The following is a 23863-nucleotide window of genomic DNA, read 5'->3' on the forward strand; positions in this document are numbered from 1 at the left end:
GAGCGAGGAGATCACCAGCGGTAGTGAGCGAACGCCTTGTTGGCTTCGGCCATCTTGTGAGTGTCTTCGCGACGCTTCACAGCGGCACCGAGGCCGTTGCTGGCGTCGAGCAACTCGTTTGCCAGACGCTCGACCATGGTCTTCTCACGGCGAGCGCGCGAGAACGTGACCAGCCAGCGCAGTGCCAGCGTGGTGGAGCGGCCGGGACGAACCTCGACGGGCACCTGGTAGGTGGCGCCACCGACGCGACGGCTGCGAACCTCGAGGGCCGGCTTGACGTTGTCGAGTGCACGCTTGAGCGTGACGACGGGGTCGGTGCCGGTCTTCTCGCGAGCCTGCTCGAGCGCCTGGTAGACGATGCGCTCTGCGGTCGACTTCTTGCCGTCGAGAAGGATCTTGTTGACGAGCTGCGTGACCAACGGCGATCCGTAGACCGGGTCGTTGATCAGCGGCCGCTTGGGTGCTGGGCCCTTGCGTGGCATATCAGCTCTTCTCCTTCTTGGCTCCGTAGCGGCTGCGAGCCTGCTTGCGGTTCTTGACACCCTGGGTGTCGAGCGAGCCGCGGATGATCTTGTAACGCACACCCGGGAGGTCCTTCACACGACCACCGCGAACGAGCACCATCGAGTGCTCCTGCAGGTTGTGACCCTCACCGGGGATGTATGCGGTGACCTCGACCGAGGAGGTCAGGCGAACACGCGCGACCTTACGGAGAGCGGAGTTCGGCTTCTTGGGGGTGGTGGTGTACACGCGAGTGCACACGCCACGGCGCTGTGGACTGCCCTTGAGGGCAGCGGTCTTCAGTTTCGCGACCTTGTCGGTGCGTCCCTTACGGACCAGCTGGTTGATCGTTGGCATAAACCGGCTTTCTTCGTGTCGATAAACAGGGATCTAGCAGTTGGAGCAAGAGAACACTGCTCCTCACCCGGTACTGCTGCTGCTCCAGTACTGCTATCGCGGGTCTCTTGCACCCCGCGGTCGGGTGTGTCGCATACCCCCACACGTCCAGCCGGTTGCGCGCTCTTTTCAGCGAACGTGCGCACGGCTGTACCTCGCATAGGCACACAAACGTTCCGGCCAGGCCGGACACGACCCATAACGATACCCGGCGGCGTCACCTCGGGTCAAAACACCCCTCGCGTGGGTACGCGGGCTATCGACTGAGGTTCAGCGTGAGATCGGCGAGCTTCGCCGCGGCCTGGCACGGATCGGGATGAGCGGTGTCCGGCTGGTACTGCACCCACCACCCGAAGATGCCGTCCCGATCCGCACCGGCCGAGACCCCGCACGAGTCGGGGTCGTTCGGGCGCTGGGCCTGGATTGCCTTGCGGCCCTGCACCGTTGTGTCGGTGACGGTGTACATCATCTTCTCGTCGGCGGCCCGCTCGGCCGCCAGAGTGCCGGACTCGAACCAGTTGAACGTCACCTTCACCGTGCCCGCGGAACCTACGAGATCCCACCGGCAGATGGCCCCGAAGAAGCCGCGTTCGATGGCGTCGGCACCGGTGGTCTCGGCGATCTGATCGTCGGAGACGGCATCGCACTCGGTCAACAATTCGGTGAATTCTTGGCCACCGGAGCCTGCGAAGCTCGCCGGTCTCGCGGTTCCCTCGACGGTCTGGGCGCATCCGGCGACGAGCAACAGGGTCGACGCCGCCGCGATCACTCGCCTGCGCGTCATTGTTTGCGCTCCACTGTCAGCGTCGCGAGTTCGTTTCCGACGTCGCACGGCGGGCGCGCCGCAGGTCCGAAGGAGTAGGTGATCGACCAGTGGAAGAAGTCGTCGCCGAACTGCACACCTATTTCGCACAGAGTGTCCTGCTCGGCCTCGAATCCGGGGTTGCCGTCGATCTCGATGTCTTTCGCCGGACGGCCGATCAGCTCGGAACCGGCGCGTTCGCGTCCTATGGGGCTGCCGCGGTACCAGGAGAAGCTGACGCCGGGTCCGCCGAAGCCGACCGTCTCCCACTGGCAACCGACGGAATTGCGGGTGACCTGTCCGAACGGGCCCGCGGCGAACGCGGACTGCACCTCGGCGTCGGTGACCGATCCGCATTCGCCGAAGAAGGGGCCGGGTTCGTATGCCGCGCTGGTCGGGGCAGCGTCCTCCGTCGACGCAGCGTCGTCCTCCGCACCGCCGCACCCGGCGATCAGCACAGCTGTTGCCGCCGCGACCATCGCGAACCGTCTCGTCATCTGCCAGGCGCTCACATCTACGGGGCCGAGAATCCGCCGACGCCGGGAATGTCGAACAGGATGCCGTAGGCGAGGACGTGTGCGGTGAACAGGACCGGGCCGCTTCCGGTGTCTGCGACGACCGGGCCCGAGGGCACGAACACGCCGTTGCCCTGCTGGCAGATCGGTGCGTTCACCGACCCGGTGCGTCCGTTGGCGATGTTGACGAAGTCCACCTGCAGGCTGGCGAAGTTCTGGTACGACGTGCAGATCCGCGGCTCAGCGGCGCGGCCCCAGATGTGGGTCAGTCCCGGCGTCTCGGTGCTGGCGACCTCGATCGTGCCGATCCACTGATCCGGAACGACGAGTCCGCCGACGGTGACCCCGAGGTTGGGAATCTGCAGGACGGGCACGGGAGCAGGCCCGGGCGGGGGCGCAGGCGCGTTCTCGGTGGGTGCGGGCGGCGCATCGGCAGGCGGTTGGGCCTGTGCGACCGGCGCGAGGGCCATGGTGCCCGCAGCTGCGATTGCAGCTGCGAGTAGACCGAATCGAGTCCGACGAGCCATACCTGTGTGTCTCCTGATCCTTTGGAAGCGAGTCGCCATACGTTACCGCGAAGCGGCGAGCTTCCGGCCCTGGACGTAGACGCCGACGATGGCGGGCTCGCGCATCGCCATCAGCAGCGCGAACAGGGTCTGGTCGCGGGCGAGCTCGGGATCCTCGGCGCGGACGCCATGGTCTACTGCCGCCGCGAGCTGCGGCCAGGCGGACGGGTCTACCACGACGAAGTCGGCTTCCTTGCCCGCATCGAAATTGCCGATTCGGTTCTCCATGTCCAGTGCGCGGGCCCCGGCGAGTGTTCCGGTGAACAGCAATTCGGCGGGATGCAGGGACAGTCCGGCGTCGCCGGCCTCGGAGATGTGCACCTTGAACGCGTCGGCGAGGACCTGCGGCAGCAACCACTCGTCACCGCCGCCGAAGTCCGACCCGATGGCGATGTTCACCCCCGCGGCCACGGTCCGCATCCAGGGCATGGTGCCCGAGCCCAGGAACTGCTGCGAGGTAGGACAGTGCGCGATGGACGTGCCGGTCTCGGCCATTCGTGCGAGTTCGACGTCCTGACAGTGCACCGCGTGGGCCAGGATGGTGCGTCGACCCAGGAAGCTCTTTCCGCCGACCTGCGAGCCCGGCAGGAACTTGCCGTCGTAGGTGTCGAGGTACGTGTCCACCCCGTAGGCCTTCTTGGTGGCGTCGATCTCGCCGGTTCCGGGCCGGTTGTTCTCGTTCAGGTGTGTGTGGAAGTAGACGCCTCGCGCGCGAACGGAATCGTAGAGCTCGCCGAGGTTCTTCAGCGTTTCCGTCGTCACCGAGAGCGAGAACCGCGGTACGACGGCCACGTGCAGCATCGCCGTGTCGACGTCGCCGGTGTCGGCTGCGTGCCACTTGTCGATCTCCTCGGACACCAGCCGGATGGCCTCGTCCTCACCGGTGATCAAGGCGCGCGCCGACGCGGGCCCGGTGGTCTGGACTCCGCGTCCACTGACGATGCGCAGCCCGTGCTCGAGCGTCTCGGAGAACAGCGAATCCTGCGCATGCGGGAAGGCCGATCCGAACACCATCGCCTGCGTGGTGCCCGCTCGGATTCGCGCGGCGCAGAAGTCTCTGGCCGCAGCGGCAGCGAACTCGGGATCGGCGAAGCGGGACTCGGACGGGAAGATGCAGGTGTTCAGCCACTCGAGCAGTTGCCCACCGCCGTAGGAATCTCCGGCGTAGGTCTGCGGGAAGTGAACGTGCGTGTCGACGAAACCGGGCAACAGAAACCCCGGTCGATGATCCGCAATCGACAACTGCGCGAATTGGGTTGGGAGAGAATTGAACTCGCCGCAGAACTCGATCACTCCAGCGTCCGACACCACGAGCACACCGTCGGGAATCGACACCAACGAGGCCGCAGCGTCGAGCACCGTGGGCGAGCCCGCGACGTGAAAGATGTGGCCGCGGTGCACGCGTGCGATATCGGAAGTCACCCGCCAGACTCAAGCACAGGTTGCGCTGCGACGCAGATCGTGTGGGTCTAGCGCGCTCCCGCCGGAGCGGCGGACAGCCGCGCGTTCAACGACGCATCCAGTACCTCTGCCCACGAGCGCACCACCTCGGCACGTCGTCGTGCGTCGTCGGTGAGCACATCGGCGAGGCCCAGGCCACGAGCGAGGTCGAGAGTTGCCTGGACGAGACGGTGGGTGACGGGATCGTTGTCGTCGACACCGAGGTTCTCCACGGCCATCTGGTGGGCACGGCGACCGAACCGTTCCTCGAGCGGAACGATCCGATCGCGCAACTCGGGGTCGGCCGACGCGGCAGTCCAGACCTGAAGTGCCGCTTTGAACATCGGTCCGGTGTAGTACTCGACGAGCCGCTCCACCACCAGCTTCGTCCGGCCGGGGCCCGCCGGAATCTCCTGTGCCTCGCGGCGCGCGCTGTCCATCCGAGTGTCGAACATGTACTCGAGTGCTCCGGTGATCAGGTCCTCACGCGTCGGGAAATGATGTTGGGTCGCGCCGCGGGATACGCCTGCACGTTCGGCGACCACGCCGACCGTCGTTGCAACCCAGCCCTGCTCCGCGAGCGAATCGATCGTCGCCTCCAGCAGTCGCTGACGCGTCACCCTGCTGCGGTCCTGCTTGGGTTCGCGCGCCATCACCATCGCCGTACTCCCTCCTACCGACGCTCGGCCGCCCAGGACGGGGGCCTCTTCTCCAGAAAGGACATCATCCCCTCTCGGGCCTCGTCGGACGCAAAGAGCCTGGCCGACTGCTCGGCGACGGCCGTACCGCGCTCGTCGATCTCGCGCCGGATCGCGGCCGTGGTGAGGAGTTTCGACTCGGCCAGGCCCTGCGGCGAACACTTCCGAAACATGATCATGTAGTCGGCCACCGCTGCCGCGGGAACGGCGTCGGCAACGGTGACCAGACCGATCGCCTCGGCGGTGGCACCGTCGAACGTCTCCCCGGTGAGGAAATAGCGACTCGCCGCACGGGACGAAAGCCGCGGCAGCACGGCCACCGAGATGACCGATGCGGCCAGGCCGAGGCGAACCTCCGTCAACGCGAACGAACTCTGGGGTCCGGCAACCGCGATATCGCAGGCCGCGACCAGCCCCATCCCGCCTGCTCGCACGTGCCCGTCGATCTGCACGACGACGGGTTTCGGGGTGTCGATGATCAACCGCATCAGGTCGAGCATCTGCCGGGTGCGCAGCTCCGGTGATGCTCCGGCTTCTCGGAGGTCGGCTCCGGCGCAGAACGTGGTCCCGGTGTGGCCGAGCACGATCGTTCTGACGTCGTCGTCGTGCGCCGCAGCGATGAGGCCCGCTGTCAGCTCCTCGACCAAAACCGACGACAGCGCGTTCCGGTTCTCCGGCGAATCCAACGTCAAATACGCTGTGTCCTTGCCCGACTCGACGAGAACGGCCATCAGTAGCTTCTCGGCAGTCCGAGCGAGTGCTGGCTCACGAAGTTGAGGATCATCTCTCGGCTCACCGGCGCGACGCGGGCAATGCGGGCAGCCCCGAGCATCGCAGCCAAGCCGTACTCCCTGCTCAGGCCGGCACCACCGTGGGTCTGGATCGCCTGATCCAGCGCCTTGATACTGGCCTCGGCCGCAGCGTATTTCGCCATGTTGGCCGCCTCGGCAGCGCCGAAGTCGTCGCCGGAGTCGTAGAGCACCGCGGCCTTCTGCATCATCAGCTTGGCGAGTTCGAGTTCGATCTTGCACTGCGCCAACGGATGCGCGAGACCCTGGTGAGCGCCGATCGGCGTCTTCCAGACGGTGCGCTCCTTGGCGTACTTCACCGCTGCGTCGATGGCGTACCGACCCATTCCGATGGCCATCGCGGCACCGAGAATGCGCTCGGGGTTCAGTCCCGCGAACAGCTGCATCAGGGCGGCGTCGGCCTCGCCGACGAGCGCCTCGGCGGGGAGCCTGACGTCGTCGAGGAACAGCACGAACTGATGATCGGGCTCGACGATGTCCATCTCCATCTGCGTCTTCTGCAGACCCGGAGCGTCCGTGGGCACGATGAACAGGGCAGGCTTGAGCTTGCCCGTCTTGGAATCCTCGGTCCGCGCGACGATCAACACGGCGTCGGCCTGATCGACACCCGAGATATAGATCTTGTTGCCTTTGAGAATCCACTCGTCCCCGTCACGACGCGCCGTGGTGGTGATCTGGTGCGAGTTGGATCCGGCGTCGGGTTCGGTGATGCCGAAGACCATGATCTTGGAACCGTCGGCGAGAGCGGTGAGCCACTCCTGCTTCTGATCGGCCGTGCCGTACTTGCCGATGATGGTGCCGCAGATGGCCGGGCTGACCACGACCAGCAGCAGACCGGCTCCGTGCGCGGCCAACTCCTCCTGCACGAGCGCGAGTTCGTAGATGCCTGCGCCACCGCCGCCGTACTCCTCGGGCAGATTGACGCCGAGGAAGCCGAGTTTGCCCGCCTCGTTCCACAGTTCGGTCAGCGGCTCACCCTTGCGCGCCTTGGGCAGGACGTAGTCGATGTAGTTGTAGCGCTTGCCCAGTGACGAGACTGCGTTGCGCAGTCCCTTCTGCTCTTCGGTCTCGATGAAACTCATGATTGCTCCGCTCCTTCTGTCTTTTCGGTGACCACGGCCAGAACTGCGCCGACTTCGACCTGTTGACCTTCTGTGACGTTCAGTTCGGCGAGGACACCGTCTGCGGGTGCGGTCACCGTGTGTTCCATCTTCATCGCCTCGAGCCACAGGATCGGCTGGCCGGCGGTGACGGTATCGCCCTGCGCCGCAGCGATTCTGATGACGCTGCCCGGCATCGGTGCGAGCAGCGAACCCGCCGCGACCTCGTCCGTGGGATCGGTGAACCGCGGGGCCTTGATCAACCTGACCGGACCCAGTGCGGAATCGACGAAGACATCCGATCCGTAGCTGCTCACCTCGAAGATGCGACGAATGCCGTTGTCGTCGAGCGTCACCGAGGTCGGGGTGTGCTGAATCAGTTCGACGCCGTCCACCGAGGAGGTGAGTCCGCTGCGCCCGATCGAATATTCGACGGTGATGTCGTTGTAGGTCTTGCGCTGCGGTTGAGACCGCAGATTGCGCCAGCCGCCGGGCAGACCCCGGTTCACCCGCGCTCGCTCGACGTTGCTCGCTGCGTCGGCCAAAGCTGCTGCGAGAGCCGACAGTTCCTGGGCACGGCCGTGTGCGATCGGCCGAGCCAGGACATCGAGTCCGTGCGTGTCGAAGAACGCCGTGTCGGTGTCCCCGGCCAGGAACGCCGGATGTCGCAGGATGTTGACCAGCAGATCGCGGTTGGTCTTCAGGCCGTGAACGGTGGCCTTCTGCAACGCTTTCGCCAGTAGATTCGCAGCCTGATCCCGCGTCGGCGCGAACGAGATGACCTTCGCGAGCATCGGGTCGTAGTGAGTGCCCACCACGCTGCCGGTCTCGACACCTGAATCGACTCTGATGTATCCCCGGGTCGTTCCGCGGGCTCCACTCCTGCTCGCCTTGGCCAGCACCTCGAACTGCGCACCGGGGATCTCGAATCGGTGCACGGCACCGCTCTGCGGCTGCCAGTCCTGAGCCGGATCCTCTGCGTAGAGGCGAACTTCGATGGAGTGTCCACGCGTCGTCGGTTGCTCGGCGGGCAACCGCTCCCCCGCGGCGACCCTGATCTGCAAGGCCACCAGGTCGAGTCCGGTTGTGCATTCGGTGACCGGGTGCTCCACCTGCAGACGGGTGTTCATCTCGAGGAAGAAGAAGTTGCCCTTCTCGTCGGCGAGGAATTCGACGGTGCCCGCGCCCTCGTAGCCGATAGCCTCGGTGGCCAGCGTCGCCGCGTGGAAGAGCTTCTCGCGCATGCCGTCGATGCGTTCGACGAGCGGCGACGGCGCCTCCTCGACGACCTTCTGATGCCTGCGTTGGATCGAGCACTCACGCTCGCCCACCGTCCACACCGTGCCGAATCGGTCTGCCATGACCTGCACTTCGATGTGTCGACCGGTCTCGATGTACCGCTCGACGAACACCGTTCCGTCGCCGAAGGCCGAGAGTGCCTCGCGCCCAGCTGCTTCGAGCTCCGACTCCAGGTTCTCGAGGTTGCGCACGATGCGCATGCCGCGCCCGCCGCCGCCCGCGGAGGCCTTGATCAGCACCGGCAGTTCGTTCTCGGTGACCGACCCGGGATCGAGCTGGGTCAGCACCGGAACTCCGGCGTCGGCCATCATCTTCTTGGACTCGACCTTCGAGCCCATCAGTTCGATGGCCTTGACGGGCGGCCCGATCCAGGTCAGGCCGGCGTTCTGCACCTGCTGCGCGAAATCGGAGTTCTCGGAAAGGAACCCGTATCCCGGATGCACGGCGTCGGCTCCGGCGGCCGCAGCTGCCGCGATGACGAGCTCGCCGCGCAGATACGTCTCGGCCGAACTGTTGCCGGGTAGCCGCACTGCCGTATCGGCCTCACGCACGTGCGGGGAGTTCGCGTCGGCGTCGGAGAACACCGCTACGGTGTCGATGCCCTCGGCGCGGCAGGTGGTGAAGACGCGTCGGGCGATTTCGCCGCGGTTGGCTACGAGAACGGACGTTATGGTCATGGCGTCACATCCGGAAGACACCGAAGTTGGCGGTGCCTTCGATCGGGGCGGTGGCGATGGCCGACAGGCACATTCCCACCACCGTGCGGGTATCACGGGGGTCGATGACGCCGTCGTCGTACAGGCGTCCGGAGAGGAACATCGGCATCGACTCGGCCTCGATCTGGCCTTCGATCATCGCGCGCATTCCGGCATCGGCTTCGGCGTCGAAGGCTTGTCCGCGAGCTTCGGCGGCGGCGCGCCCGACGATGGAGATGACACCTGCGAGTTGCGCGCCGCCCATGACGGCGGATTTGCTGGACGGCCAGGCGAAGAGGAATCGCGGATCGAACGCGCGTCCGCACATGCCGTAGTGACCGGCTCCGTAGGACGCACCGAGCAGAATGGAGATGTGCGGCACCGTGGAGTTGGACACGGCGTTGATCATCATCGAGCCGTGCTTGATCATCCCGCCCTCCTCGTATTCCTTGCCGACCATGTAGCCGGTGGTGTTGTGCAGGAACAGAAGTGGGGTGTTCGACCGATTGGCGAGCTGGATGAACTGCGTTGCCTTCTGCGATTCTTCGCTGAAGAGCACACCGCGGGCATTGGCGAGAATGCCGATCGGATATCCGTGCAGCTCGGCCCATCCGGTGACGAGCGATCCGCCGTACATGGGCTTGAACTCGTCGAAGTCGGAACCGTCGACGATGCGGGCGATGACCTCGCGCGGATCGAAGGGGATCTTCAGATCTGTGGGGACGATGCCGAGCAGATCCTCGGGGTCGGCCAGTGGCTCGATGACCTCGACGCGAGGCTCGGGGCCCTTCTTCTTCCAGTTCAATCGGGAGACGATGCTGCGTCCGATGCGGATGGCATCCTGCTCGTCGACGGCGAAATAGTCTGCGAGACCGGACTTTCGGGCGTGCATCTCGGCCCCACCGAGCGACTCGTCGTCCGAATCCTCGCCGGTGGCCATCTTGACCAGCGGTGGGCCGGCAAGGAAGACCTTCGAGCGTTCCTTGACCATGACGACGTGATCGGACATGCCGGGGATGTACGCGCCACCGGCGGTGGAGTTGCCGAACACCAGGGCGATCGTGGGGATGCCCGCCGCCGAGAGCTGCGTCAGATCACGGAACATGCGACCACCCGGGATGAACACCTCCTTCTGCGTCGGCAGATCGGCTCCACCGGATTCGACCAGGGAGATCACCGGAAGCCGGTTCTGCGTGGCGATGTCGTTGCCGCGGAAACCCTTCTTCAGCGTCCACGGGTTGCTGGCTCCGCCGCGGACCGTCGGATCGTTGGCCACGATGAGGCATTCGACGCCGCAGACGACGCCGATACCCATGACGGTGCTGGCCCCGACGGGAAAGTCGCTGCCCCAGGCCGCGAGTGGGCACAGTTCGAGAAATGCCGAGTCCTCGTCGATCAGCAACTCGATGCGTTCACGTGCCAGAAGCTTGCCGCGCTTCTTGTGTCGCTCGACGTACTTCTGACCGCCACCGAGCAGAGCCTTCGAGTGCTCGGCGTCGATCTCGCCGAGTTTGGTGTTCATCGCCTCGACGCTTCCGGTGTACTGCTCCGATGCGGTGTCGAGGGTGGACTTGAGCACGCTCATGCCTGGTACCCCAATCGTTTCGCTGCCAGCCCGGTGAGGATTTCGGTTGTCCCGCCGCCGATGCCGAGGATGCGCATATCGCGGTACTGCCGCTCGACCTCGCTCTCACGCATGTAGCCGAGCCCGCCGAAGAGCTGTACCGCCTGATTGGCGACCCACTCTCCGGACTCGACGGCGGTGTTCTTCGCGAAGCAGACCTCGGCGATGAAGTCGTGCTTCTCAGCCATGGACCTCTCGACGAGGGATCGCGTGTAGACCCGCGCGATGTCGATCTTTCGCGCCATTTCGGTGACGGTGTTCTGCACGGATTGCCGTGCGATAAGGGGCTTTCCGAAGGTCTCGCGATCGCGGACCCACTGCAGAGTGAGATCGAGGCATCGCTGCGCGCTGGCGTAGGCCTGAGCGGCGAGAGCGATGCGCTCGGTGAGAAATGCCTGCGCGATCTGCGCGAAGCCGCTGTTCTCGGCACCGACGAGATTGGCGACGGGGACGCGGGCGTCGACGAACGACAGCTCCGCGGTGTCCGATGCGCGCCAACCCATCTTGTCGAGCTTGCTCGTCACCTCGAACCCGGGTGTGCCCTTCTCGATGACGAGCAAGGAGACACCGCCTGCGCCTTCGCCTCCGGTACGTACCGCAGTGACGACGAAATCAGCTCGGCACCCCGAGGTGATGTACGTCTTGGATCCGTTGACGACGTAGTGATCGCCGTCCTTGACCGCCTTCGTCCTGAGGTGGCCGACGTCCGAACCGCCACCCGGCTCGGTGATCGCCAGCGAGCCGATCTTCTCCCCCGCCAACGTGGGCTCGACCCACTTCTCGATCTGCTGCCGATCACCGGCCGCAATCAAGTGCGGCAACGCAATTCCGCAGGTGAACAGCGATGCGAACAAGCCACCCGACGCGCCTGCCTGATGCATTTCCTCGCAGATCACGACCGCGTCGGCCAGATCCCCGCCGCTGCCACCGACCTCCTCGGCAAAGCCTGCTCCCAGCAGACCGAGAGCCGCCGCCTTCTTGTGCAAATCACGTGGAATCTCGCCGTCGGCTTCCCACTGATTCATGTGCGGTGCGATGTCGTGTTCGACGAAGCTGCGCACGGTCTTTCGAAGCTGCTGACGCTCCGGCGTGGTCCAGATACTCATACGAGTTCTCCCTTGTAAGCGAGGGTTTCGGGAATGTCGATGTGCCGCGACCGCAGCCACTCACCGAGCCCCTTGGCCTGTGGATCGAATCGGGCCTGCGATGCGACGCCCTGGCCGAGGATGCCCTCGATGACGAAGTTCACGGCCCGCAGATTGGGCAGAACGTGGCGGGTGACGGTGAGCGGCTCGGCCTCGGGAAGCATCTGCTTCAGAGTCTCGACCGTCAATGCGTGGACCAGCCAGGAGAATTCGTCGTCGGTGCGAACCCAGACCCCGACGTTGGCGTTGCCGCCCTTATCACCGCTTCGGGCCGCGGCGATGGTGCCGAGCGGAAGCCTGATGGTCGCTTCGGCTGCTCTCGGAGCCGGCAGCGCCGGTTCTTTCACGGGCTCCAGTACCTGCGTCTGCTGCGACGGAGCCACGGAAGTTTCGGTCCCGTCGGCCAGGTGTGCGGTGTGCGGTACCTCGGCTGCGTCGACGAAGCCTGCCGTGAACACTCCGTACGGCGCTCCGTTTCCGGGTGGCGCGGTCACCGAGAATCCGGGATAGCTTGCCAGTGCCAGTTCGACTGCTACCGCCGAGAACTGACGTCCGACGGCATCGGGGTTGCTGTCGCGCGCAACACAGCGCAGCAGGGCGCTGGCCGTCTCCTCGGTCGCGGCGTCGGGCTTGTCGGTACGGACCAGGGTCCAGTCCAGCTCGGCGGGCCGCGCAGTGAGCCAGGACTCGAATTGCCGTTGCGCCAGTTCTGCTTTGGCCTCGATGTCGAGACCGGTGAGCACCATGGTGAATTCGTTGCGGAACCCGCCGAGCGAGTTGAGCGAAACCTTGTAGGTGGGCGGTGGAGCTTCGCCGGTCACGCCGGTGATGGACACCCGATCACTGGACTCCTGCGACAGGATCGCCGAATCGATGCGCGCGGTGACGTCGGGGTTCGCGTAACGCCCGCCGGTGATTTCGTACAGCAGCTGAGCGGTCACGGTACCGACGCTGACGGCACCGCCGGTGCCCTCGTGCTTGGTGATGACGGACGAACCGTCGGACTCGATCTCGGCGATGGGGAATCCGGGCCTGGACATGTCTGCGATCTCGGTGAAGAAGGAGTAGTTGCCACCCGTCGCCTGCGTTCCGCACTCGATGACGTGCCCGGCGATCACGGCCCCGGCCAACGCGTCGTAATCGGTTGGAGTCCAGCCGAAGTGGGCCGCAGCAGGTCCGACGATCACACTGGCGTCGGTGACGCGCCCGGTGACGACGACGTCTGCCCCGGAGTTCAGGCATTCCACGATGCCCCACGCGCCGAGGTAGGCATTTGCGGTCAGCGGGCTACCGAGGTCGAGTTCAGCCGCTCTGCCGAGGAGGTCGTCGCCGTCGACGTAGGCGATCTTCGCGCCGGAGTCCAGCTTCTCCAAGGCCTCGGCCAGGCCTCGGGGATTGAGTCCACCTGCGTTGGCGACGATCTTGACACCCTTGTCCAGGGCCAAGCCCAGGCAGTCTTCTGCCTGCCGCAGAAAGGTTTTGGCGTAACCACGGGTCGCGTCCTTCATACGATCGCGGCCGAGAATGAGCATCGTCAGCTCGGCGAGGTAGTCACCCGTGAGGTAGTCGAGTTCGCCGCCCTCGAGCATCTCGCGCATCGCAGACAGCCGGTCTCCGTAGAAGCCGGAACAATTGCCGATTCGTACTGTCATGCTGTCGCTCGTCCTGACTGTGGTCGTCCGCCCCCGGGAGGGCCCGCGAAGGCTTGGGCGATGGTGAGCCAGTGCGCGGCATCGGTTCCCTCGGCGTGGATGCCGAGGTCGTCGCGGTGAGCGCGCTGGGTGACGAGGAGGCAGAAGTCGAGTGCGGGACCGCTCACCCGCTGGTCGGCACTCTCGGGTCCCCAGGTCCAGAGCTCTCCCGACGGCGCGGTGAGCTCGACTCGAAACGGTTCGGTGGGCGGAGCCTGCTGGTTGACCGCGTAAGCGAAATCCCTTGTGCGGAAGCCGATGTGCGCGACTCCGCGGATTCGGTCGGTGGGAACGCGGGTGACGCCCACCGCGTCGGCGACATCCTGACCGTGCGCCCAGGTCTCCATCAGACGCGCTGTGGCCATGGACGCCGCACTCATCGGGGGGCCGAACCAGTCGATCTTGGTCCCGGACGGCACCTGCATCAGCGCGTCCGTCATGGCGGTGCGTCGGGTTCGCCATTCGCTCAGAAGGTTCGGGTTACGAGATTCTTCTTCGGCAGCCTCGTCGACGAAGCCGGTGGGGTTCTCCCATGCCTTCTTCAGAGTGAGAGCGAACTCCTCCTTGGCCTCGGTATCGCCGGACGCTGCGGACGTAGTTCGCTCCGCGACGTGATCGGTCCAGGAAAGATGCGCGATCTGGTGCGCGACGGTCCAGCCCGCGGCCGGAGTCGGTGCCGCCCATTGCTCCGGGTTCAGCTCGGCCACGAGTGCATCGAGGTCGTTGCCCTCGGCGCGGAGGTCGTCGACGAGAAGGTCGAGGTCTGCCATGAACCCAGCTTCACAGGAGGCTCCGAAAAAAGCAAGCACGCCTGCTTGTTAATTCGTAACCTCGTGTTCGTTTGCCGTCTCTACGGTGACGAGCGTGAGAATGTCGAGACTCGTGCCCGTCGCCGTTACCCTCGCCGTCATGGCCGCCGGTTGCTCCTCGTCCGACCCTGATGCCGACCGACTCGAATCGGTCACGACGCCGATACGAGTGGCGACATACAACGCCAGCCTCAATCGGCCGGTGGCCGGGCAGCTGGTGACCGATCTGACCGGTGAGAATGCCCAGGCTCGGGCTGCGGCGGATGTCATCGCCGCGAACTCACCGGATGTGTTGCTGGTCAACGAGTTCGACTATTCGGGCGACGACGCAGTGGCCTTGTTCAACGACAACTACCTCGACGGGCAGTACCCACACTTCTTCACTGCGCCCGTGAACACCGGCGTCGATTCGGGACTCGACCTGGACCGGGACGGCGAACTCGGCGGGCCGGGCGACGCCTGGGGGTTCGGCCAGTTCCCGGGCCAGTACGGGATGGTCGTGTACTCGAAGTTCCCGATCGCGACCGATTCGGTACGCACGTTCCAGAATTTTCTGTGGAAGGACATGCCGGATTCACTGTTGCCACGCGACTACTACGGCGACGTGTCCGACCAGCTTCGACTGTCCAGCAAATCGCACTGGGACGTGCCGATCGATGTGAACGGGAATACGCTGCACGTGCTTGCGTCGCACCCCACTCCCCCGTCCTTCGACGGACCCGAAGATCGCAACGGCAAGCGCAACCACGACGAGATCAGGCTCAGTGCCGACTACATCTCGGGTGCGGACTACCTCTACGACGACAACGGTGTGCGCGGCGGGCTGGAGGACGGAGCATCGTTCGTCATGCTGGGAGATCAGAACAGCGATCCGGTCGACGGCGATTCGGTTGCCGGTGCCATCGCGCAGGTCCTCGACCTTCCTCGGGTTCAGGATCCGGCACCCACCTCGGCTGACCATGGCACGGACACAGCCGATTTCGCCGACCCGACGCCCGGTGACCTGCGCGTCGACTACGTACTGCCCTCGGACGATCTGACGGTGATCGATTCGCAGGTGTATTGGCCGAATCAGGCCGAGCATCCCTCGGACCACCGACTGGTGTGGGCCGACCTCGAAATATGATGGGTGCGTGACCGATCTACCGATTGTCGAATTCGCGTACCCCGGCCCCCTGCGGGACGCCCTGGTCGCGGCCGTTCTTTCCGGCGAGAAGACCAGCACAGCAAGCCTGTTGGCGCAGTATGTCGACGAGGAGCTGCCGAGAGTCGGCGAACGCGGCGCGGTGGTGGATTCGGCGGGTGTCGTCGTCGGAGTCATCGAGACTGCTGCGGTCGATATCGTTGCACTGAAGGACGTTTCATTGCGCCACGCCCTCGACGAGGGTGAAGGGTACATCGATGTCGCGCAATGGCGGGCTGGGCACGAGAGATTCTGGCAGTCGGCGGAGGTCCGCGAAGAACTGGGCGATCCACACTTCACCGTGAACGACGACACCCAAGTGGTGCTGGAACGGTTCACACTCGTGTGACCGCGCGCCCTGACGCAGCGTCAGGGTCAAGACTTCGTGTCGGTGGGTCGGTGTATAGGCGCGTGCACGTCGATTCTGTTTCGCCGCAACACTATTGGTGTTGACGGACGTGTCGCATAGGCGTACTATCGAACGCACGTTCTACTTTTTGTTGGACCATCTGCCGGGGGGCGATGACACAGTGACCACATCGACGCGCAGTCGGTTCGCGGCCTATCTCGGCCCACAATCGAAGCCGTACATCGACAGCGCAGTGCTGGGCGAGCTCCGCGACGTCGCGATTCTGGAGAATCAGGCGTGCGCTCGCAAGGTCGCTCTGGCCGCCGCCATCTGGGACGCATGCATTCATCAGAACGTGCTCGTCGGTGATGTCATTCATGACGCGGGCAACTATGCGGCTTCCGAAATTGCGCACGTCCTGGGTTGCTCGAAGACCGTCGCGAACACATACGCCGAGGTCGGAATGGACCTTCGACTTCGGCTTCCTGCCGTCGCGGCCGCGTTCGAGGCCGGCGAACTCGATCTGCCTCGCGTCCGCGCGATATATCGCTGCACCCACAACCTGACGCAGGACGCGGCGACGGCCGTCCAAGGCGAGGTTCTGTGCGCTGCGCGACGCCTGTCACCGGGCCCGCTGGCGACGGAAATCTGGTCGATCATGTTTCGCATCGCACCCGAGCAGGCTGCCGCTCTACGCAAGGACTTGGAACGGCACACCAACGTCACGTACACCGACAAAGATGTGCTGTCGACGCTGAAGGCCGACCTCACCGCGGCCGACGCCGCAGCTGCCTGGCAACTCATCAACGAGATGGCCGCCACCGTCTGTCGGCGCGATTCACGGACCCGAGGGCAGAAGCGTGCGGCCGCGTATGTCGCTCTGCTGCAACAGGAGTCTTCGATGGCATGTATGTGCGAACCTACCGAGGAAAACCCGTGCACGGCCGATACCTCACGCCCGGATCGGCGTGCGCCGCTGACGGTGATCACGGTCGACCTCGCCACGCTCGCCGGTCTGCTGTCCAATCCTGCTCACCTGTCCGGGCACGGCACCATCGATGCCGAGTACGCCCGGGAACTCGCCGACAACGCTCACTGGCAGATTCTTCTCACCGAGGCACGCAACCTTGCCGAGACACTCGGTTACGGCGAAGACCTGGAATCACTCATCGACCTCGACACCGAGAATGGCGCAGGCACCGAAGACAAGGGTGCCGAAAGCAGGGTCGACGACGGCGGCAGCAGGACGAACCACAGCGGATCGAGAGGTGGCCAGAAGAAGCCCCGGGGATCGAAGGAACGCAAGACGAGGAACAGCAGGTCCGAGGGCAGCAGGTCGCATGTGGTGTTTCATCCGCTGGGCGGCGGTCGTCGTCGCGTCGGCGGTTCTGTTCCTCGGCCCCCGCGGGCGCAGGAGTCCGCACAACCACCGCGAAGCAGCTGTGTCGCCACGCCGTATCGCGGCACCTACACCTTCGTTGCCGAACTCGAAGCCGCGATTGCCGCAGATCCCGCGCTCGGGCTCGCACTGCACCCGGACGGGCACGGCGGTCTTGTGCTGCCACCACCCGGAGCGCTCGTCTATCGGCCCACTACTGCACTTGCAGAACGTATTCGGTATCGCGATCGCACCTGCCGACATCCTGGCTGCGACGTCCCGGCCCAGCAATGCGAGATCGACCACATCGTCCCGTATTTCCATCGCAACCCCTCGACGGGAGGCTGGACCGTCGACACCAACCTGCACTGCCTGTGCCGCTACCACCACAGCCTCAAGACCATGGGCCTGTGGACTCCTGTCATGCTCGCCGATGGTGTCGAGTTCTGGATCTCCGATGCCCGCACCACCGCAGTCACCGTTCCCGGCACGACGCAACTCGCGGACTCCAGCCACCTGCCGAAGATCCACTCGAAGCCGAGAGGGACAGCGCATCAGCGTGATTCGTCGACTCCGACGCCGGCGGAAGCACACCCGACCCCGATACCCACCTCGGCACCCGAGGACGAGCCACCGCCCTTCTGACCGAGCCCGGGAAGTACACACAGGCGTTCCGCCGCAGTCGAACGTGTCTGCGGCGGAACAACTGTGCCCGTTCGGTTCGCGGGCGTCAGCCTGCGAAGGGACTCAGGTCGTACACCGTCGCGCCGCCGACCGTGGTGGCCGTGAAGTTCGCCTCGACCCATTCCTGGATCTGCGAGGACGTACTCTCCGAGTCGCCGCCCATTCCCCCGCGGGCCATACCGCCACCCATCCCACCGGACACGTAGTACGTCACTTCATGGTTGGAGACGTACTCGATGAACTCGTCGAGCGACGGCGCAGGATCACCGCTCCAACCGCCGATTGCCATGACCGCAGTATCGGACGACAACTCGTACCCCGCAGCCGACATGGAACCGTTCACCGCAGCAGACCATTTCGTCGTCGTGGACTCGAGCAGAGCCGACAACTCCTCGTTGGACTCACCGCCCATACCGCCACCCATGCTGGGCATACCGTCCGTGTCGCCCGTACCGCCGTCACCGCTGCCGAATCCAGCCGGCAGTTCCGCCGCAGCCGCAGCACCGTCCGGGACCGCAGCACCGTTCGGCATTCCACCGGGCGGCATTCCACCGGTAGGCATTCCGCCACCCATGCCACCCATCCCGCCGTCGGTGACTGCACCGGTCGGGCCTGCGGTGGGGATGGATCCGCTGTGCGCGTTGGTAGTCGTAGCGATGGCGTACGACGCCCCGCCGCCAAGACCGGCCACGGCACCGAGAATCAGTGCTGCCGCTGTGAGCTTCGTGTAGCGCCCGGCAATCAGGATCATGACGGCAGCGACGACGGTTCCCACCAACAGGATCCATTTCAACGCCGGCAGCCAGTCCGCGTTGCGCTGCAACAGCACCCAACTCCAGATTCCGGCCGCGATCATCACCGACGCCATACCAGCTCTGCCCCAAACCGATTCGCGTCGGAGCCACAGCGCGTAGCCGCCGGTTCCGATCATGCCCGCGAGAGCCGGAGCCAGCGCGACGGTGTAGTACGGGTGGATGGTTCCGGACATGTAGCTGAAGATCAGCGCAGTCACCAGAAACCAACCGCCCCACAGAATCAGGGATGCGCGCAGCAGGTCGGTACGTGGTGCTCGGCCACGAGCGATCAACCCGAACACCAGCGCCACCAAGGCCGCCGGGATGAGCCAGGAGATCTGTATTCCCATCTCACTGCCGAACAGCCGGTCCAGTCCGGTCGACCCCCCGAAGCTCGATCCGGCAGCCCCGGCCCTCATTCCGGCCGGAGCCTCCATCCCACCACCACCGGTGTTACCGAAGATGCGTCCGAGGCCGTTGTACCCGAGCACCAGATCCATGACCGTGTTGTCGGTGGATCCGCCGATGTACGGTCGGGCACTCTCCGGCCACAGCTGAACCGTCAACACCCACCACCCCGCAGCGACGATCAGCGCCGCAAACGCACCAATGAGATGCAACAACCGGGCCCGTAACTGTGCCTGTCCCGCAACAAGATACGTGAGACCGAACGCCGGCAGCACCAGCAGTCCCTGCAACATCTTGGTGAGGAACGCGAATCCCAGCGCCACACCGGCCAACGCGAGCCACATCGCGGCACGTCGCCCCGCTGGTGTCTGCAGAGACCGCACGACGAAGTAGCCGCCGAGCGTCATGAGGAGAACCAGCAGCGCGTCGGGATTGTCGAAGTTGAACATCAACGCCGCCGCCGGAACCGACGCCAGGGCGAAGCCGGCGAGCAAACCGGCCGTGGGGTTCGCGACTCGCTTGACCGCGGCGTACACCGTCGCCACGGCGGCGACACCCATCAACGCCTGCGGCAGAAGCAAGCTGAAGCTGGAGAACCCGAACACACGAGCCGACAGTCCCATCACCCACAGTGCGGCCGGCGGTTTGTCCACGGTGATGAAGTTCTCGGAATCGAGCGATCCGAAGAACCACGCCGTCCAGTCCTTGGTGCCTGCCTGCACCGCAGCGGCGTAAAAGGTGTTCGCGTAGCCACTTGCCGTCAGGTTCCACAGGTACAGCGTCGCTGTGGCGGCGAGCAGAACCAGCAGCCCGAGCAGGTGCCGGCGTCGATACCACCACCTGTCCTGCCAGGACGGCTGGCGGGCGTGCGACGGAGGCATCGCGGCCGGTCGGTCGAGTTGGGCAGTCATCGCAGATCCTGTTCGTCGAAGTTGTCGACTACGAGAATGTGCGATGGACCGTCGGCCGGGCTGGGAGCAGCCTGCGAACTTGCTGTGAGCCTATGGTTCGCTCAGACGCGATCGGCGTACACGACGATGTTGTCGTCGTAACTCGAGATGTCCGAGTCGAATTGGCCGCCACAGGTGATCAAGCGCAAGCCGGGGTGGTCGATGTCTCCGTAGACCTTGTCGGTGGGGAACGCATCCTTCGGATACTGCTCCACCGCGCTGACGACGAATCGGACCGTGGTGCCGTCCTGGCTGACGACGGTGACATCGTCGCCCTGTTCGAGATCACGGAGCCGGTAGAAGACACCGGGGCTGCCGCCCCAATCCACATGCCCCGCAACGATCGACGGTCCCAGTTGCCCCGGAACCGGCGACCCGGTGTACCAACCGGCGGGGAAACCGCCTGCGGGAACTTCCATCGAGCCGTCCGGACGCAGACCCAGACCCATCACATCGGAGTCCACGCCGATCGCACCGATCTCGAGGCGCGCAGGTGGTGACCCGGGAGCCGACGACGATTGGGCTGCAACGTCGTCCGTCGGGGCGACGGCGGCAGGAGCCGAAGAAGACGAGGACGTCGAATCGTTCTGCGAGGGGCCGGCATCCGAGGGCGTTGCGCAGCCGGCAACCAGTAACAGCAGCATGAAGCAGGCCGCTGCCACGGCCCGCACCACGGCCCGAGGACGGGTCGTGGTGCGGGCGGATTCAGCCAGAGGTACCGATACCTCGACGGTAGGTCTCACCGATCAGTTCCGACGACGAGTCAGAGTCAGGGCAGAGACTGCACCGACCGCGAGCACTGCCAGCAGGGTCCACATCGGAGCGAACGACGTTGCGTCAGAGGATGACACAGTGCTGCCATCACCGGTATCGACGCCACCGTTCGGAATCTGGGTGATCTGCCCACCCGGGTTGTAGGCGCCCGGCTGATCCGGCCCACCCGGTGTGTTCGGCTGGTTCGGGGTGTTGGGCTGATCAGGCGTGTTCGGTGTGTTGGGAGTGTTCGGCTGGTTCGGAGTGTTGGGGGTGTTCGGCTGATTCGGCGTGTTGGGAGTGTTCGGTTGATTCGGGGTGTTCGGCTGTTCCGGCACGTTGGGGACACCCGGGGTGTTCGGCAGTTCAGGCGTCGGGAGACCCGGGATCGGCGGGATCGTGATCACCGGCGGCACACCCGGGATGATCGGGGGTACTTCGATGACGATCGGCGGCGTACCGCCACCGTCACCCGGGGTACCCGGTGTACCGCCACCGTCACCGGGGGCGTCGTGGTGACCGGAGGGGTAGTGGTCACCGGGGGCGTAGTGGTCACCGGAGGCGTAGTGGTCACCGGAGGCGTAGTGGTCACCGGGGGTGTCGTGGTGATCGGGGGTGTTGTGGTCGTCGGAGGAATGACGGTTGCACAGTTCGGTCGGGTGATCCTGTTCGAGTCCAGAGTCACGGCACCGTTCCGGGCAAGCAAGCGTCCGTCGACGGTGGCGCCGGTGGTGGCGGTGATGGACTCCAGCGCCATGACGGTGCCGACGAACTCGGTATCGGTCCCCAACGTCGCGGAGCTACCGATCTGCCAGAACACGTTGCACGGGTTGGCCCCGTTGGTGAGCAATACCTCGCTCTCGGAGGCTGTGATCAGGGTCGACGCCGCCTGGAAGATGAACACGGCATCCGAGTTCCCCTGGGCGTCCAGTGTCAGCCTTCCGGTCAGGCCGAGCGTGCCCGATCCTCCGTACAGTCCGGCGAGAAGAGTCTGCCCGCCGAGCTCCACTCCGACGTTCGCCGGGCCGGTTCGACCGGCAGCATCGTTGTAGCCGACGGTGAGATCCGATTGTGCCTGTGCAGCAACGGTATCGCGGTCGTGGATCACTCCGCCGGTGACCAAGCCGGGTGGAAATCCGGTGACGCTGGGGGGCTCACCTTCACCTGGGCTGACACCGACGTCACCGCTGATGGTCGACGTGCCGGTGTTGGTGACCGTGGACCCGGCCAGTACGGCGAAAGTTCCTGCGGTTCCGAGGCCCACGGTGGTGGGCTGAGCAACGGCAGGAGATGCAGTGATCAGCATGAGTGCGCTGGTGGCCAACGCGACCGAACCGGCGAGTGGAGCGAGGGTTCTGCCCCTGCGCCTGATGGGGGTCGACGTGCGGCTGTGCTCTGTAGCGGGCATGGATTGCATACCGTTCTGCTGGTGGGGGCGAAGCAGACATGTTGCCCGACTTCGTAGTTCACGCAATCGGTCCCCCGACGAGTCCATTGCGTTGCAAGTGATTTCCGAGACGTTCGACGAAATCACTGACAAACGTCAGGGGCGTCGAGGTATCGCGGCGTACTGGGGAGATGTCGCCGGCCGATTGGCTTCAGCAGGGCGACAAAGTGAGAGTTCAGCGGAGGCTCATGCCCACTCCGCAACTATGAGTTTCCCCGTATCTCTACGGTGTAGAGCTACAGCACACCACGTGTAGCATCCCGAGTCAAGCGAAAAGTGTTGCCGAACAACAAGTTTGTTTGGGGCTACTTACCGGTCGGTTTACTGCTTTACGAAAGGGGTGCCAGCCGATGTCCACAACAGACCGATTCGGCCCACACTCCAGGGGCAAGATCGACCGCGAGTACGTGGTGTCGGCCGCGCTGTGCATCGTCGATCGCACCGGCCTCGACAGCCTGTCGATCCGGAGCCTCGCGGCGTCGATCGATCGCGATCCGATGACCGTGTACCGGTACCTCCCGACCAAGGAGGCACTACTCGACGCCATCGCCGATTCGATACTCAGTCCGCTCGTGACGGTCGATGTGACCGATGCCGATTGGCAGGGACAACTACGAATGTTCGCTCGGCACTATCGCTGTCTCGCCCTCGAGCATCCGCACGCGGTAATTCTGCTGTCCACCCGCCCTCATCGAACGCCGCTCGGACTGGGCACCACGAGGTCTTTGAGGTCACTCGAAAGCGTGCTGGCGTTGCTGATCAACGCAGGATTCACCGCACCCGAAGCGTTGTCGACCTATCGGCTGCTCAAGTCCTTCCTCCGCGGTCACCTGCTGAGCGAGACTCAGGAAATGCCCGAGAACCCCGACGAGACCGGCGACCGCCTCAGCCTGGCGTTGCGCCGACTACCCGTCGACGAATTTCCGTTGCTGTCCACTCTGCCGCCGCTCATCACCGCGTACGACGGTGCCCACGAACTCGAGCGTGGCCTGGACGTCCTGTTCGCAGGTCTCGTGCGCACCGTTGTGCCGGCCGAGGCTGTCACGCCCGCCGAATCGGCGCGAAAGTCTGCACTGAGTCTCGAGTGAGGAAGTCCAGCAGGATCGCGTTGCACAGCGCAGGCTTCTCGACCAAGAGCCCATGGGAAGTGCCCGGCACGATCGAGAGTTCGGCGACCGGCACGCTGCGATAGAACTCGGTGGCGTGCTCGATGCTCACCTCGTCGTCGTCGCCGATCATCACCAGCGTGCGGACCGACAGCTCGGCCAGCATCTCGGGCGTCAGCGCCGGATCGGTGCTGTGCATGTCGTCGAGCCTGCGCACGAAATCGCTTCGCTCGGTCTGGCCGGACATTCCACCGCCCCAGCCGTCGCGGTGGAACACGCTTGCCACACAGGCGAGGCGCTCCACCAGATCCGGTCTCTCCAGTGCGACGAGCAGGGCCACCACACCGCCGTCGCTGCATCCCGCCAGCTTCGTCGGTCCACCGACCACCTGCTCGATGAACGCGATGGTGTCGGCGGCCATATCCGCAAAGGTCAACGCCGTCGACAGTCCGGGCCCCTCGACATCGGGGGTTCGGCCGTGGCCCCGACGCTCGGGGGTGTACACCCGCATCGTCGACGCCAGGCCGGCGACGGTGACGTCGAGCGCCCGCGCGTCGACACCACCGGGGTGCAGAAACACCACCGGCTCCCCGTCGCCGACCTCTGCGTACCAGGTCTGCACCGGCCCTAGCTGTACCGAGCGCTCTGTCATGAAACTCCCATTCGCACCCGGATCCACCAGCGGCGGCCTCGCCCGGCTACCTGTGCAGACCTGCGCGTC

23 protein-coding genes are annotated in these 23863 nt (G+C 65.1%); 4 read left to right on the forward strand and 19 right to left on the reverse strand.

The features are described from left to right. Positions 1 to 11: 11 nt before the first annotated feature. The 14 genes from rpsG to AYK61_RS23745 all read right to left on the reverse strand — a co-directional run bounded on the left by rpsG (position 12) and on the right by AYK61_RS23745 (position 14051). On the reverse strand, positions 12 to 482 hold the full coding sequence (rpsG, locus tag AYK61_RS23675) for a 30S ribosomal protein S7 (protein ID WP_003941856.1): 471 nt from the start codon (positions 480 to 482) through the stop codon (positions 12 to 14). A 1-nt stretch (position 483) separates the two neighbouring features. Then, a complete protein-coding gene (gene rpsL / locus AYK61_RS23680) occupies positions 484 to 858 on the reverse strand; it encodes a 30S ribosomal protein S12 (protein ID WP_008714048.1) in 375 nt (124 codons plus the stop codon). Positions 859 to 1153: 295 nt separating this feature from the next. Further along, positions 1154 to 1681 carry a DUF3558 domain-containing protein gene (locus AYK61_RS23685; protein ID WP_121873360.1) on the reverse strand — a complete coding sequence of 176 codons (528 nt, stop codon included), beginning with the start codon at positions 1679 to 1681 and terminating at the stop codon, positions 1154 to 1156. After that, positions 1678 to 2196, reverse strand: coding sequence for a DUF3558 domain-containing protein (locus AYK61_RS23690; RefSeq protein WP_121873592.1), 519 nt, complete (start codon positions 2194 to 2196; stop codon positions 1678 to 1680). The genes AYK61_RS23685 and AYK61_RS23690 overlap by 4 nt, the downstream gene beginning before the upstream one ends. A gap of 17 nt (positions 2197 to 2213) precedes the next feature. Then, a complete protein-coding gene (locus tag AYK61_RS27105; protein WP_183130523.1) occupies positions 2214 to 2741 on the reverse strand; it encodes a hypothetical protein in 528 nt (175 codons plus the stop codon). 42 nt (positions 2742 to 2783) lie between these two features. Continuing rightward, positions 2784 to 4190, reverse strand: a complete 1407-nt coding sequence (locus AYK61_RS23705; protein ID WP_121873593.1) for an amidohydrolase family protein — start codon at positions 4188 to 4190, stop codon at positions 2784 to 2786. Between the two features lie 59 nt (positions 4191 to 4249). Continuing rightward, on the reverse strand, positions 4250 to 4873 hold the full coding sequence (locus AYK61_RS23710; protein WP_121873594.1) for a TetR/AcrR family transcriptional regulator: 624 nt from the start codon (positions 4871 to 4873) through the stop codon (positions 4250 to 4252). Positions 4874 to 4893: 20 nt separating this feature from the next. Further along, a complete protein-coding gene (locus tag AYK61_RS23715) occupies positions 4894 to 5649 on the reverse strand; it encodes an enoyl-CoA hydratase family protein (RefSeq protein WP_121873363.1) in 756 nt (251 codons plus the stop codon). Then, positions 5649 to 6809 (reverse strand): acyl-CoA dehydrogenase family protein, encoded by a 1161-nt coding sequence (locus AYK61_RS23720; protein ID WP_121873364.1) that lies wholly within the window; start codon positions 6807 to 6809, stop codon positions 5649 to 5651. The genes AYK61_RS23715 and AYK61_RS23720 overlap by 1 nt, the downstream gene beginning before the upstream one ends. Next, complete coding sequence (locus AYK61_RS23725; protein ID WP_121873365.1) at positions 6806 to 8803, reverse strand: biotin carboxylase N-terminal domain-containing protein; 1998 nt, start codon at positions 8801 to 8803, stop codon at positions 6806 to 6808. The genes AYK61_RS23720 and AYK61_RS23725 overlap by 4 nt, the downstream gene beginning before the upstream one ends. A gap of 4 nt (positions 8804 to 8807) precedes the next feature. Continuing rightward, entirely contained in the window at positions 8808 to 10406 is a 1599-nt protein-coding gene (locus tag AYK61_RS23730; protein WP_121873366.1) for an acyl-CoA carboxylase subunit beta, read from the reverse strand. After that, positions 10403 to 11551, reverse strand: a complete 1149-nt coding sequence (locus tag AYK61_RS23735; protein WP_121873367.1) for an acyl-CoA dehydrogenase family protein — start codon at positions 11549 to 11551, stop codon at positions 10403 to 10405. The genes AYK61_RS23730 and AYK61_RS23735 overlap by 4 nt, the downstream gene beginning before the upstream one ends. Continuing rightward, complete coding sequence (locus AYK61_RS23740) at positions 11548 to 13242, reverse strand: acyclic terpene utilization AtuA family protein (protein WP_121873368.1); 1695 nt, start codon at positions 13240 to 13242, stop codon at positions 11548 to 11550. The genes AYK61_RS23735 and AYK61_RS23740 overlap by 4 nt, the downstream gene beginning before the upstream one ends. Then, positions 13239 to 14051 (reverse strand): TIGR03084 family metal-binding protein, encoded by an 813-nt coding sequence (locus AYK61_RS23745; protein ID WP_121873369.1) that lies wholly within the window; start codon positions 14049 to 14051, stop codon positions 13239 to 13241. Before AYK61_RS23745 ends, AYK61_RS23740 begins: the two co-directional genes overlap by 4 nt. A 100-nt stretch (positions 14052 to 14151) precedes the next feature. Here AYK61_RS23745 and AYK61_RS23750 point away from each other — a divergent pair, with 100 nt between their 5' ends. The 3 genes from AYK61_RS23750 to AYK61_RS23760 all read left to right on the forward strand — a co-directional run bounded on the left by AYK61_RS23750 (position 14152) and on the right by AYK61_RS23760 (position 17645). Beyond that, a complete protein-coding gene (locus AYK61_RS23750; RefSeq protein ID WP_183130554.1) occupies positions 14152 to 15216 on the forward strand; it encodes an endonuclease/exonuclease/phosphatase family protein in 1065 nt (354 codons plus the stop codon). A gap of 7 nt (positions 15217 to 15223) precedes the next feature. Next, a complete protein-coding gene (locus tag AYK61_RS23755) occupies positions 15224 to 15622 on the forward strand; it encodes an ASCH domain-containing protein (protein WP_121873370.1) in 399 nt (132 codons plus the stop codon). A 181-nt stretch (positions 15623 to 15803) separates the two neighbouring features. Next, positions 15804 to 17645 (forward strand): HNH endonuclease signature motif containing protein, encoded by a 1842-nt coding sequence (locus AYK61_RS23760; protein ID WP_121873596.1) that lies wholly within the window; start codon positions 15804 to 15806, stop codon positions 17643 to 17645. 85 nt (positions 17646 to 17730) lie between these two features. Here AYK61_RS23760 and AYK61_RS23765 read toward each other — a convergent pair whose 3' ends face one another. The 4 genes from AYK61_RS23765 to AYK61_RS23780 all read right to left on the reverse strand — a co-directional run bounded on the left by AYK61_RS23765 (position 17731) and on the right by AYK61_RS23780 (position 21997). Further along, positions 17731 to 19797, reverse strand: coding sequence for a glycosyltransferase family 39 protein (locus AYK61_RS23765; RefSeq protein ID WP_183130524.1), 2067 nt, complete (start codon positions 19795 to 19797; stop codon positions 17731 to 17733). Positions 19798 to 19898: 101 nt separating this feature from the next. Further along, positions 19899 to 20579 (reverse strand): class F sortase, encoded by a 681-nt coding sequence (locus AYK61_RS23770; RefSeq protein ID WP_220709172.1) that lies wholly within the window; start codon positions 20577 to 20579, stop codon positions 19899 to 19901. A gap of 3 nt (positions 20580 to 20582) precedes the next feature. After that, positions 20583 to 21005, reverse strand: a complete 423-nt coding sequence (locus AYK61_RS23775) for a hypothetical protein (protein ID WP_121873371.1) — start codon at positions 21003 to 21005, stop codon at positions 20583 to 20585. Next, entirely contained in the window at positions 20993 to 21997 is a 1005-nt protein-coding gene (locus AYK61_RS23780; protein ID WP_183130525.1) for an ice-binding family protein, read from the reverse strand. The genes AYK61_RS23775 and AYK61_RS23780 overlap by 13 nt, the downstream gene beginning before the upstream one ends. 389 nt (positions 21998 to 22386) lie before the next feature. On the opposite strand from AYK61_RS23780, the gene AYK61_RS23785 reads away from it, so the two are divergent. Then, the gene (locus AYK61_RS23785; RefSeq protein ID WP_121873373.1) at positions 22387 to 23124 is read left to right on the forward strand and encodes a TetR/AcrR family transcriptional regulator C-terminal domain-containing protein; all 738 of its coding nucleotides are present in this window, start codon (positions 22387 to 22389) and stop codon (positions 23122 to 23124) included. On the opposite strand, the gene AYK61_RS23790 is transcribed toward AYK61_RS23785, so the two are convergent. Then, entirely contained in the window at positions 23078 to 23794 is a 717-nt protein-coding gene (locus AYK61_RS23790; RefSeq protein ID WP_121873374.1) for an alpha/beta fold hydrolase, read from the reverse strand. The two genes, AYK61_RS23785 and AYK61_RS23790, sit on opposite strands and share 47 nt — an antisense overlap. Positions 23795 to 23863: the final 69 nt, after the last annotated feature.

This window comes from Rhodococcus sp. SBT000017 (genome assembly GCF_003688915.1).
Lineage (GTDB): Bacteria > Actinomycetota > Actinomycetes > Mycobacteriales > Mycobacteriaceae > Rhodococcoides.